This window comes from Sphingomonas mollis (assembly GCF_016427505.1).
Taxonomy (GTDB): Bacteria; Pseudomonadota; Alphaproteobacteria; order Sphingomonadales; family Sphingomonadaceae; genus Sphingomonas; species Sphingomonas mollis.
Map to the genome: position 1 here is coordinate 201,920 of NZ_JAELXS010000003.1, position 12,833 is coordinate 214,752.

General features: G+C 69.0%; 8 protein-coding genes. 5 read left to right on the forward strand and 3 right to left on the reverse strand.

Annotation, left to right across the window (positions count from 1 at the left end; translation table 11 throughout):
• The first annotated feature begins 25 nt into the window (after positions 1-25).
• Positions 26-3,064: a TonB-dependent receptor domain-containing protein gene (locus JAO74_RS06775; protein WP_199036378.1), complete on the forward strand. Its 3,039-nt coding sequence runs from the start codon at positions 26-28 to the stop codon at positions 3,062-3,064.
• 21 nt (positions 3,065-3,085) lie between these two features.
• The gene (locus JAO74_RS06780; protein ID WP_199036735.1) at positions 3,086-4,543 is read left to right on the forward strand and encodes an amidohydrolase; all 1,458 of its coding nucleotides are present in this window, start codon (positions 3,086-3,088) and stop codon (positions 4,541-4,543) included.
• Between the two features lie 34 nt (positions 4,544-4,577).
• On the opposite strand, the gene JAO74_RS06785 is transcribed toward JAO74_RS06780, so the two are convergent.
• Positions 4,578-5,561: a FecR family protein gene (locus tag JAO74_RS06785; RefSeq protein ID WP_199036379.1), complete on the reverse strand. Its 984-nt coding sequence runs from the start codon at positions 5,559-5,561 to the stop codon at positions 4,578-4,580.
• Position 5,562: 1 nt separating this feature from the next.
• The gene (locus JAO74_RS06790) at positions 5,563-6,105 is read right to left on the reverse strand and encodes an RNA polymerase sigma factor (protein ID WP_233150748.1); all 543 of its coding nucleotides are present in this window, start codon (positions 6,103-6,105) and stop codon (positions 5,563-5,565) included.
• A gap of 350 nt (positions 6,106-6,455) precedes the next feature.
• Here JAO74_RS06790 and JAO74_RS06795 point away from each other — a divergent pair, with 350 nt between their 5' ends.
• Positions 6,456-8,873, forward strand: a complete 2,418-nt coding sequence (locus JAO74_RS06795) for a TonB-dependent receptor (protein WP_199036381.1) — start codon at positions 6,456-6,458, stop codon at positions 8,871-8,873.
• Here the strand turns inward: JAO74_RS06795 and JAO74_RS06800 are convergent.
• Positions 8,845-9,528 carry an arylesterase gene (locus JAO74_RS06800; RefSeq protein ID WP_332908746.1) on the reverse strand — a complete coding sequence of 228 codons (684 nt, stop codon included), beginning with the start codon at positions 9,526-9,528 and terminating at the stop codon, positions 8,845-8,847. The two genes, JAO74_RS06795 and JAO74_RS06800, sit on opposite strands and share 29 nt — an antisense overlap.
• 52 nt (positions 9,529-9,580) lie before the next feature.
• Here JAO74_RS06800 and JAO74_RS06805 point away from each other — a divergent pair, with 52 nt between their 5' ends.
• Both JAO74_RS06805 and JAO74_RS06810 read left to right on the forward strand, forming a co-directional pair.
• A complete protein-coding gene (locus tag JAO74_RS06805) occupies positions 9,581-10,264 on the forward strand; it encodes an ABC transporter ATP-binding protein (protein ID WP_233150749.1) in 684 nt (227 codons plus the stop codon).
• Complete coding sequence (locus tag JAO74_RS06810; protein WP_199036385.1) at positions 10,261-12,771, forward strand: ABC transporter permease; 2,511 nt, start codon at positions 10,261-10,263, stop codon at positions 12,769-12,771. Before JAO74_RS06805 ends, JAO74_RS06810 begins: the two co-directional genes overlap by 4 nt.
• Positions 12,772-12,833 lie beyond the last annotated feature (62 nt).

Consider the following 12,833-nt stretch of genomic DNA (forward strand, 5'->3'; position numbering starts at 1 on the left):
GGCCGCAAATCGGGGACACTTCCATATGGTTCGACGCACCGTTCGCCGTTCGTTGCTGGCTGCCAGCTGCGCTTCCTTCGCCCTGATCGCCGCCAGTGCGCAGGCGCAGATCGGCGTGCCGACCCCGGAAAATCCGCCGGAATCGGCGATCGACGCACAGGAACCCGACGCCGCGCCTGCGCCGTCCGAGGAAATCCTCATCACCGGATCGCGCATCGCGCGTCAGGATTATGCCGCGAACAGCCCGATCGTATCGCTGTCGCAGGACACGCTGGAGAACACCGGCCGCGTCACCGTGGAAAGCGCGCTGACCCAGTTGCCGCAGTTCAGCGGCGCGTTCGGGCAGGCGAATGGCGGCAGCACATCGACCGGCCTGAACGGCGGGCAGGCATATGCGTCACTGCGTGGCCTGGGATCGAAGCGCACGCTGTTACTGCTCGATGGCCGGCGCATCCAGCCGTCGAACCCCGATGGCTCGGTCGATCTGAACATCATCCCCGATGCGCTGATCGAGAATATCGAGGTCATCACCGGCGGTGCGTCGGCGACCTATGGATCGGATGCGACGGCGGGTGTCGTCAACTTCCGCCTGCGCCGCAATTTCAAGGGGCTGGAGCTGAACGGCCAGACCGGGGTCAGCGATTATGGCGACGGCAATACGTATCGCATCACCGGCACCGCCGGCGCGCCCTTTGCGGAGGGTCGCGGCCGGGCAGTGATTTCGATCGATTACACCAAGCGCGAACGCGCGTTGCAGAGCGCCCGCGATTACTACACCGCGCGCCAGACGACGCCGGGCCTCGCCACCATTCCGCAGGGCACCGTGCTGTTCGGCGCGAACCTGCCGACGCTGGCGTCGGTCAACGGCGTGTTCAGCGGGTACGGCGTGCCCGCGCTGACGGGCAACGCGGCGGGGCGTTATACCGGCCAGATCGGCTTCAACACCGACCAGACATTGTTCTCGACCGTCGGCGTGCCGGTGCTGAACTTCCGCGATCCGCAGACCGACGAGGCGTATATCGTCAACAGCGGCACCAACAGCCAGCAGGTCAATTTCGGCTTCAACGGCAGCTCGCTGCAATCCGATCTCAGCCGGTACAACGTGTTCGGCAAGGTCGATTACGACGTGACGGAATCCATCAAGGCGTTCGTGCAGTTCAGCTACACCAGCTATTCGTCGCTGGGCATCACGAACCCGACGCTGGCATCGAACGTGTACGGCCTGACGGTGCCGGTGACGAACCCGTTCATCCCGGCCGCGTTCCGCACGATCCTGGCATCGCGGCCGACGCCGAACGGGGCGTTCACCTTTTACAAGGCGCTCAACATTCTGGGGCCACGGTATCAGACCTATGATTACGACGTGTACCAGATCACGACCGGCCTGTCGGGCAAGATCGGCATCAGGGACTGGACCTGGGACCTGTACGGCAGCGTCAGCAAGGCCAAGTTCGTCAACGCGCAGACCGGCGGCGCCAGCGCCAGCGCGACCGCGCGGCTGCTCAACAGCCCGACCGGCGGCACCGAATTGTGCGCGGGCGGCTTCAACCCGTTCGGCAACCTGACCCCGTCGCAGGCGTGCATCGATTACATCTCGCGCCGCACCGTCAATTCCAACGAGCTGAAGCAGCGGACGGTGGAGGGCAATATCCAGGGGGGCCTGGTCAACCTGCCCGCCGGCGAGGTGCGCTTCGCGGTCGGTGCCGATTACCGGTTCAACGGATATGGCTTCAACCCGGATGCGGCACTGGCGCAGCCGGACGGGACCAGCGACATTCTGGGGTACAGCGTGCTGCGCCCCGCCGGCGGATCGATCGACACGGGTGAGGCCTATGCCGAACTGCTGGTGCCGTTGCTGCACGACATTCCGCTGATCCAGCAGCTCGATCTCGACCTCGGCTATCGATATTCCAACTACAACACGGTCGGTGGCGTCCATACGTACAAGGCGGACGCGTCATGGACGGTATTCGAGGGGCTGCGCCTGCGTGGCGGATATAACCGCGCGATCCGGGCGCCCAGTGTCGGCGAGTTGTTCGCACCCGTATCCACCGGGTCGGTGGCGATCGGTACGGCGTCGGCGACGACGACGAATGGCGATCCGTGCGACACGCGATCGTCCTATCGTCGCGGCACCGCCGCCGCGCAGGTGCGGTCGCTGTGTCTGGCGCAGGGCATACCGACGACGATCATCGACAGCTATCAACTCGGCACCGCGCAGGTGTTCGCGCTGACCGGGGGCAATCCCGAGCTGGAGGAGGAAACCGCCGATACCTATTCGGTCGGCGGCGTCATCCAGTCGCCGTTCGATTCGGCGATGCTGAAGAACATGTCGCTGTCGGTCGATGCGTATCAGATCAAGATCCGCGACGCGGTGGGACCGCTGTCGATCGCGCAGGCTTTCCAGTTCTGCTTCAATTCGGGCGGCAACAATCCCTCTTACAGCGCGACCAATTATTACTGCTCGCTCATCACCCGCAGCACGGCGAGCGGCGTGCCGGTCAACCCGCTCCAGCCGCTGCTCAATCTGGGTACGTTCCAGGTGCGCGGGATCGACGTGCAGTTCGATTGGCGGTTCCCGCTGAACGGCCTTGGCTTCAATGGCGACGCCGGCCTGATCGCGCTCAATTCGGCGGTCAGCTACACCGACTCGTTCAAGATCCAGGCGCTGCCGGGGGCACCCACCTATGACTATGCGGGCAGTATCGGCACCGGTGTCGAGAGCGTGGCGGGGACGGCGCATCCGCGCTGGAAGTCGATCACGTCGCTCACCTATTCGCTGGGTGGGGCGAGCCTTGGCATGCGGTGGCGGTACATCAGCAGCATGAAGGCATCGGCGCGGGTGGTGTCGCCGACCAGCACGACACGCGGCGTCGACAAGTACAACGTGTTCGACCTGAATGCCCGGTTCGAGGCGGGGGAGACGACCGAGTTCCGGCTGGGCGCGACGAACCTGTTCAACAAGAAGCCGCCACAGGTCGGCGATATCGAGGGTACGTTCGATGCCCAGAACTACGACGTCATGGGCCGGTATTTCTTCATCGGCATCACCAAGCGCTTTTGACCTGACGGGAACCGGATCATGATGAAGACACTGACGATCGCCGCGCTGATGACGGGTGCGGCCATGCCCGCCGCCGCGCAGGAACTGGCACCGGCCGACCGGCAACAGATACTGGCGACGGTGGAGGCGGCGCAGAAGCCGATCGCCGACACCGCGCTGCAGATCTGGAAATTCGCCGAGGTCGGGTATCAGGAGCAGCAAAGCTCCACCCTGTTGCAATCGAAGCTGAAGGCGGCGGGCTTCGCGGTGAAGCCGGGCGTGGCGGGCGAGCCGACCGCCTTCGTCGCCAGCTTCAAGAACGGTGCAGGGCCGGTGATCGGCGTGCTGGCCGAATATGATGCGCTGCCGGGCCTGTCGCAGGCGGCGTCGCCCACCAAGCAGTCGATCGGTGGCGACGCGGGCCATGGCTGCGGCCACAATCTGTTCGGCACCGCCAGCACCTATGCCGCGATCGCGGTGAAGGAGTGGATGGTCCGCAACAAGGTGGCGGGCGAAATCCGCGTCTATGGCACCCCGGCCGAAGAGGGCGGGTCGGGCAAGGTGTATATGGTCCGCGACGGCCTGTTCAACGATGTCGATACCGTGCTGCACTGGCACCCCGGCAACACGAACAGCGCGTCGCAGGGGCCGTCGATGGCCAATATCAGCGGCAAGTTCCGCTTCCACGGCATCTCCGCCCATGCGGCCGGCAACCCCGACAAGGGGCGGTCGGCGCTGGACGGGGTGGAGGCGCTGGACGCGATGGTGAACCTGATGCGCGAGCATATCCCCGACCGCACCCGCATCCATTACGTCATCACCAATGGCGGCAAGGCGCCCAACGTCGTGCCGGACGAGGCAGAGGTCTATTATTACGTCCGCCACGTCGATCCGAAGGTGGTCGTGTCGGTGATGGACCGGGTGAAGAAGGCGGCCGAGGGCGCGGCGCTCGGCACCGAGACGAAGGTCGATTTCGAGGTGACGGGCGGCGTGTACAGCCTGTTGCCGAACGAAGCGCTGATGAAGGTGATGGACCGCAGCCTGCGCTCAGCGGGCGCGATCAGCTGGACGCCGGAGGAGACGACGTTTGCTCAGGGCATCCAGAAGACGCTGGCACCCGGCGCACCGCCGCTGTCGAGCGTCGGCGAAATCCAGACGGCGGTGATGGAGGACGATGCGCTGGGCGGATCGACCGACGTGTCCGACGTCAGCTGGGTGACGCCGACGGTGGGCCTGTCGACGGCCACGTTCGTGCCGGGATCGGCCGGGCACAGCTGGCAGAATGTCGCCGCGGCGGGCAGCAGCATCGGTGCCAAGGGCGCGGTGCTGGCGACCAAGACGCTGGCGCTGGCGGCAGCCGACCTGTTCCGCAACCCGACGACGATCGCGGCGGCAAAGGCGGAGTTCGAGAAGAAGCGCGGCCCAGGCTTCACGTACAAGGCGATGCTGGGCGACCGGAAGCCGCCGCTCGATTACCGCAAGGCACCGGCGGCGGAGTAAGGACGATGCCCGTGCCGCCATCCGGGCGGCACGGCTATTGCGGCATCAGCACGATCTGGTCGCGCGTGGTCCGCGCGACGCGGGCGGTGCCATAGGCGTCGAGGGCGGCGACCAGCGCATCGGCGCCGTCACGGGTCAGCAGCACGCCACTGAACGGCCGGCGGGCCAGCGCAGGGTCGCCGATCACGATCTGGCGGGTGGCATAGCGGTTCAGCTGCGCCGCCACTTCGCCCAGCGGCATGGCGTCGAACGTCAGCGTGCCGTTGCGCCATTCGGTGTCGATCGTCGCCGCGCCCGCCCGCACCGTGCCACGCCCGTTCGCGATCGTCAGGACATCGCCCGGCGACAGCAGGCGCGTGGCATCGGGCGAGGCGACGCGCACCGATCCCTCGATCAGCGCGACGGTCATGCCATCCGGGGCCAGCTCGACCGAAAACTCGGTGCCGACCGCAGTGACGGTGTTGTCGCCGGCCGTCACGATGAAGGGGTGTGCGGCGTCCTTGGCGACGGCGAACAGCGCCCGGCCCCGCTGCAACGTGACCCGCCGCTCGTCGCCCGGCGCCTGGACCATCGCGGTCGATGCGGTGTCGAGCGTCATCACGCTGCCGTCCGCCAGCCGCAGATGCCGCATCTGGCCGGTGGCGGAGGCGATCCGTTCCTCGCGCACCGGCGGCGCGCGACCGGCGATCAGCCAGGTGGCGGACGTTCCCACCGTCAACATGATCGCGGCCGCCGCGGCATAGGACCGCCATGGGCGCGCGGATGTGGCGTCGGCGCGTGGGCGGACCCGGTCCCGCATCGCGCGGATGGCGGGATCGTCCCGCATCGCATTCAAGCGGCTGTCGGCCTGCGATACCGCATCCCACGCGCGCGCGTTGGCCGGGTCGGCCACGCGCCAGCGGCGCATGGCCAGACGATCGGCATCGGTCGCATCGTCGGCCCGCAGCCGCGCATACCAGCGCGCCGCCGTACCGCCCGCGTCGCGCCGCAGGTCGTCTGACAGATCGGGGCCGCTCATGTCAGGCGATCGCGTCAGCAAGCCGGCGGATCGCCCGCATGATATGTTTTTCGACCGCGCTCACCGATATTCCCATGTGTCCAGCGATGGCCGCATACTGCATCTCCTCGAACCGGTGAAGGACGAAAGCCTCACGCGTACGCGCGGGCAGATCCTCCATGGCGGCGAGCAGCATCGACCACTGCTCCTTTCCTTCCAGGACGCGTTCCGGCGAGCGGTCCTCAACCGGATGGTGAAATTCTTCCAGACTGTCGTGGCTCGACCGACACCGCGTCGAATCGCGGCGACCCCGATCGGCGAGCACGCTGTGCGCGGTCTGGAACAGATATCCTTCCACATTGGCGATCGGATCGTCGGCGCGGCGGGTGTGCATCCGCATCGCGACATCCTGCACCAGGTCGTCGACATCGGCGACCGGCGCGCGTTTCAGGAAGAAACGGCGGATCGCGCCCAGATGCTGGGTGAAGCCCTGGCGCACCTCGTCCGTCCGCGCTGGCCCCTCGGCGCCCCGTTCCATATCAATGGATGCATAAAGTCCCAGCATGACCACGTCCGTCGCCTATCAAAGCAGCCGCCGGCATCCCCCGTTTATGGCAGCAATCGATCATGTTGCCAGCGACGCGTCAAGCGTGGACATTGGCCCATGACGATCGGATGACGGATCGAACGCCGGGAGAGGGTGACGGAAGCGCAAAAGGGACGAAGGACGTCGATTCGCCGTTGCCCGATCCTTGACCTGGAGTAGCCGACGAGCCTGCCATGCGCCGCGACACGGAAATGACGCATCAGCGAACGGGGCGGTGGGCGCTTGCGGCCTGTCGGTGTCCGTTGTGGATCGCCGTCGCTCTTTGTTCGCCGGTCGCGGCGCAGCGCGCGCCGCCGTCTGCCACCGTCATGTCGATCCCTGCCGGCCGACTCGATTCGGCGTTGCGGCGGCTGGCGGTGGCGACCGGGCGGCAGGTGCTGTTCGATCCGGCCGTCGTCGGCGCTCGCCGGACGCGCGGCGTGAGGGGGCCGGTCGACCGCGACCGGGCGCTGCGCCGGATGCTGGCGGGCAGTGGCCTTGCCGCCCGTACCCTGCCGGGCGGGGTCGTCATCATCGTCGCCGCTGCGCCTGCGCCCAAGACCGCCTGGCCACTGCCGATGTCGGTCGAGGACGAGATCGTCGTGACCGCCCTGAAACGGCCGACGCCGCTGGTCGATACCGAAATGAGCATCGCCACCGTGTCGGCGGCCGAGATCGACGCGCGCGGCACTTACGACCTTCGATCGGTGGCCCGGCAGTTGCCGGGGCTGGTCGCGTTCAACACCGGGCCGCTGCAGCAGCGGCTGGCCATCCGCGGCGTCTCCGGCACCGGTGAGGCGACGGTGGGCGTCTATTTCGGCGAAACGCCGATCAACGGCCCATCGGGCACCACCGGCGATCCCGGCGCCTTTGCGCCCGATATCGATCTGGTCGATATCGAGCGGATCGAGTTGCTGAAGGGGCCGCAGGGAACGCTCTATGGCGCCAGTTCGATGGGCGGCACGCTGCGCATCCTGCCGCAACCCGTCGATCTGGCGCGGGCGAGCGCCAGCGTGGAAAGCCGTGTCGACGCGGTCGATGGCGGTGGTTGGGGCGGATCGATCGCGGCGGTCGCCAATGTGCCGTTGGTCGACGACCGGCTGGCGGTGCGGATCGTCGCGCATCGCCGGTCGCTGGGCGGGTATATCGACAATGACCGGCTTGGCATCGCCGATACGGGTGGTCTGGTGCGCGAGGGCGCTCGCCTGCGCGTGGCATGGGCGCCGGTGGGGGACGTGCGGGTGGAGGGGCTGTACCTGCACCAGCATACGCGGATCGACGATGGTGGCGCGTGGGACCCGGCACTGGGCCGGTATCGCGACGTTCCGGCGACGCGGACGCCCAATACCGATCGCATCGATCTGACCAGCGCCACCGTGCATGCCGGCATCGCGGGCATGACGCTGACCGCGACGGGGTCGCACGTCCGCTGGTCGCTGATCCGGCAGCTCGATTACACCAATGTGCTGGCCCGCCAGCGCGACAGCATGGCGGGGTGCCTGCGGCTGGCCGGCCTGCCGGTCGGGGCGCGTTGTTCGGCCGATCAGATGGCGGTGTTCCGCGCCTATGTCGATGCGCGGCTGCCGTCGATCCTCTATCAGCCGACCCGGATGCGCAGCAGCAATGCGGAGGTGCGGCTGGCCTCCCCCGCCGGTGCGGCGCTGACCTGGACGATCGGGGCGTTCATGGAGCATCGGCGCGATGCGGTGGCCAGCTATGCCGCGGGCGCCGATGCGGCGACGGGCCTGTTGATCCAGCCGCTGGACGTCATCGGCCTGCGCACGATCGCCACCGGGATCGACCAGCAGGCGGTGTTCGCGGAGGGGACATACGAAGTGGTGCCCCGCCTGTCGGCGACGCTGGGCGCGCGCCATTACCGGTATCAGCGTCGGGCCGCCGGCGCGGTGCCGATCCCCAACATCATCACCGGCACCGCTGGCCTGGCCGAACAGTCCTATGCCGGCCGGGCGCGGGGCAGCAACCTGAAGAGCGAACTGGCGTACCGGGTGCCGGACGGGCCGCTATTCTATGCGCTGATATCCGAGGGGTATCGCCCCGGCGGGATCAATGTGACGCCGAACCTGACCGATGCCGAACGCTTCTATGACGCCGATCACCTGTGGAATTACGAGTTTGGCATGAAAGCGGCGCGGCGCGGCTGGTCGGTCGAGGGGGCGGTGTACCGGATCGAATGGCGCAACACGATTTTCGCGGCGAGCAGCCCGAACGGGGCGTTCAACTACAACGCCAACCTGACCAATGTCGGCATCACCGGGGCCGAGCTGCGATCGACGGTTACCGCCGGACCGCTGCGCCTGATCGCCGCCGCCAGCCTGAGCGATGCGCGGCTGGGTGCGGACACCGTGCTGGGCACCAGCGAGGGCATGGGGCGAAAGGGCGATCGCCTGCCCAACGTACCCCGGATCGCCTATCTGCTGTCGGCGGAGGCGACGCTGCCGCCGCCGGCGCCGGGCGATCGGCTGATCGCGGGCATCGACGTCAGCGGCAACGATGCGTCGCCGACCGGTTTCAACGCCGGCAATCCCTATTTCGCGCACACCGCGTCGCGGACCGAGGTCGCATTGCGGGCGGGGTATGAACACGGGAGCTGGCAGGTCGACCTGAACATCGACAACGCCCTGAACGCGGTCGCGCCGGTGCGCCTGTTCTCCAGCGCGTTCGGCGAGCGGCAATTGTACAGCGCGCGGCCGCGGACGATCAGCCTGCGATCGACGGTGCGGCTTTGAGCCGTTCCTGCACCAGCGGCGTCACCCGGTCGGCGATGCGCGCGACGCCGCGCACATTGGGATGGACGCGGTCCGCCTGCATCAGCGCCGGATCGCCGATCACCCCGTCGAGGATGAACGGATAGAGCGTGTTGCGATAGCGCGCCGCCAGATCGGGCCAGATCGCATCGAACTGCGCGACATAGTCCGGCCCCAGATTGGGCGGTGCCTTCATGCCCGTCAGCAGCACCGGGATTCCGCGCCGGTCCAGCTCGGCCAGCATCGCGGTCATATTGGCGCGCGTCTCCGCCGGCGAAATCTGGCGCAGCACGTCGTTGCCGCCCAGTCCCAGCAGCACGAGGTCGGGCTTGCGCTTCAGATTGTCGAGCGCGAAGGCCAGCCGTTGCCGCCCCGCCGCGCTGGTATCACCCGACACGCCGGCATTGACGATCGTCGCGTTGACGCCCGCCCCGCGCAGCTTCGCCTCGATCGCATCGGGCAGGCTCTGGCCCCGGTCGAGGCCATAGCCCGCATACAGGCTGTCGCCGAACGCCAGCACCAGCCGTTCCGGCCCCGCCGGCCGCGCAATCGATGCGGGCGTCGGGGCGGCCGTGGGTGCGGGGGCAGGTGCGGGCGATCGATCGCATCCGGCGACCGCAAGGGCTTGGAGAAGCACGACCCCTGCCGCATAGCGCCCTATCCGTCCCGCCAATGCGATACTCCCATTCATGACCGATCCTGATGCTTCTATGGTGATCGACGCGCGCGAAGTCACGCTGGCGCTCGGCACCACCACCATCCTGCGCGGGATCGACCTGCGCGTCGGGCAGGGCGAAAGCGTCGCGCTGCTCGGCGCATCGGGATCGGGCAAGTCGTCGCTGCTCGCGGTGCTGACCGGGCTGGAACGCGCGAGCGGCGGGCGGGTGACGGTCGCCGGCCTCGATCTGGGAGCGCTGGACGAGGATGCGCTGGCGCGGGCGCGGCGGGGGCGGATCGGCATCGTGTTGCAGGCATTCCATCTGTTGCCGACGATGACCGCGCACGAGAATGTCGCGGTGCCGATGGAACTGGCCGGCATGGCCGACGCGTTTGAGCGGGCGGCGGCGGAGCTGACGGCGGTCGGCCTCGGCCATCGCTTGGACCATTATCCCACGCAATTGTCGGGTGGCGAGCAGCAACGCGTCGCCATCGCCCGCGCGCTGGGGCCGCGCCCGCCGCTGGTGTTCGCCGACGAGCCGACCGGCAATCTCGACGCGGCGACCGGCCATTCGATCATGGACCTGCTGTTCGATCGCCGCGCCGCGACCGGCGCGACGCTGGTGATCGTGACGCACGATCCGGCGCTGGCCGAACGATGCGACCGGATCGTCACGCTGGCGGACGGGCGCATCCTGTCCGACAGCGCCGCATGAGCGGCTGGCCGCTCGCCTGGCGACTGGCCCGGCGGGAACTGGACTGGCGGTTCCGTGGCCTGCGGCTGCTGGTCGTCTGCCTGTTTCTCGGCGTCGCGGCGCTGGCGGCGATCGGCAGTCTCGCCGATGCGATCGGCCGCGAACTGGCGGATCGTGGCGCGGCCATTCTGGGCGGCGACGTGGAATTCGCGGTGTCGCAACGAACCGCGACGCCCGCCGAACTCGCGTACATGGCGCGTCTCGGCACCGTATCGGCGACGGTGCGGATGCAGTCCAGCGCGGTCGGCGGCACGCCCGCCGCGCCGATCGTGGTGCCGATCCAGTTGAAGGCGGTCGATGATCGCTATCCGCTTTATGGACGGGTGACGTTGGCCGACGGTCGGTCGGTCGGGCCGCCGCCGACGGGACAGGCATGGATCGCGCCCGCGCTGGCGGATCGCCTCGGCGTCGGCCGCGGCGGGGCGGTGCGGATCGGCAGCGCCCGGCTGACGATCGGCGGCATCATCGCCGACGAGCCGGACCGGTTGGGTGAGGGCTTCACGCTCGGCCCCGTCGCGATCGTCGCGCCGGCCTCGCTGGCGACGACCGGGCTGGTCCAGCCGGGCAGCCTGTACGATTACCGATACCGGATCAGGATGGCGCCGGGCCGCAATCCCGCGAGGGCAATCGACGCATTCCGCGATGCCTTTCCCGCCGGTGGCTGGGAAGCGAAGACCCGTGACCGCGCCTCGCCCGGTGCGTCGCGCTTCGTCGATCGCATGGGGCAGTTTTTGACGCTGGTCGGGCTGGCGGCGCTGGCGATCGCCGGCATCGGCGTCGGCGGCGGCGTGTCGTCGTTCCTCGCCCAGCGTCGGGGGGCGCTGGCAACCTTGAAGGTGCTGGGCGCGACCGGTGGCGATGTGGCGCGGATCGTCGCGATCGAGGTTGGCGCGGCGGCATTGGTCGGGATCGGCGCGGGCCTGATCGTCGGCGCGGCGGCGGTGCCGTTGCTGGTGGTGGCCGCACGCAGCGTGTTGCCGGTGGCGCCGGGGTTTGTGCTGGAGCCGTGGCCGCTCGCGCGGGCGGCGGCATACGGCCTGCTGGTGGCGATTGCCTTTGCCGCGCCGCCGCTGGCGAGTGCGGGGGCGACGCCGGCGGCGGGGCTGTTGCGCGGGGCGCTGGCGCCGATGCGCGGCGGTGGCCGGCGTGGCTGGGTGCCGACGCTGGCGGCGGGTGGCGCGGCGTTGCTGCTGGCGATCGGCACGTCCGACCAGCCGTGGCTGGCGGCGGGGTTTCTGGCCGCGGTGGCGGCGACGTTGCTGCTGCTGGCGGGGCTGGGCTGGGCGATCCGGCGCGGCGTGGCGAGACTGCCCCGGCCAAGCCGGCCGTTATTGCGGCTGGCGCTCGCGGCGCTGCACCGGCCGGGCGCGCGGACCGAGGCGCTGGTCGTCGCGCTGGGGCTGGGGCTGACGCTGTTCGTCCTGCTGGCCGGCATCCGCACCAGCATCGATTCCGCCGTCGCCACCACCGTGCCGGCCCGCGCGCCCGCCCTGTTCGCGCTCGACGTGCCGCGCGACCGCGAGGCGGCGTTCCGCGCGACCGTGCGGTCAGCGGCGCCCGACGCCACGATCCGCACCGTGCCGCTGATGCGCGGCACGATCACCGGCTATCGCGACATCCGCGTCGCCGACCTGAAGCAATTGCCCGAGGGCGCATGGGCGCTGCGCGGCGAGCGCGGACTGACCTATGCGACCACGGTGCCGGAGGGCAGCAAGCTGATCGCCGGCCGTTGGTGGCCGCAGGGTTACACGGGCGAGCCGCTGGTGTCGGTCGACGAGCGGCTGGCGCAGGCGCTAGACCTGAAGATCGGCGACCGGCTGACGATCGCGCTGCTGGGCGTCGAGCGGACCGCGCGGGTCGCGTCGTTCCGGCGGATCGAATGGGATACGCTGGGCTTCAACTTCGTGATGGTCTTCTCGCCCAACGCGATCGCCGATGCGCCGCATAATCTGGCGGCGACGATCGACATGGCCAAGGGCCGCGAGGGCGCGGTGACGCGGGCGTTGCTGGCGCCGTTTCCGTCGGTGTCCGTGATCGAGGTGCGCGGCGTATTGGCGCAGGTGCAGGGCATCGTCGGTCAGGTCGCCGCCGCCATCGCCGCCGCCGCCGGGGTGGCGGTGGCGGCCGGGATCGCGGTGCTGATCGGCGCGATCGCCGCGGCGCGCGAGGCGCGGACGTATGACGCGGTGGTGCTGCGCATGCTGGGCGCGACGCGGTGGCAATTGCTGGCGGGGCAGGCGATCGAATATGCGCTGCTCGGACTGGTGCTGGCGGTCGTCGCGCTGGCGCTCGGGCTGGGAGGTGCGTGGTATGTCGTCACGCAGTTGTTCGCCTTCCCCTGGGCGCCCGATCCGGTGGTCGTCGCGATGACGCTGGTGGTGGGGCTGGTCGCGGTCGTCGGCGTGGGGCTGGCCGGGGCATGGCCAATCCTGGGGGTCCGTCCGGCGCGTGCCCTGCGGCAGCTTTGATGTCGTCAGGGAACGATCGGCCCGGCCCGGCGCTATCCGCTGCAACTGATCGTGGGAGAGTG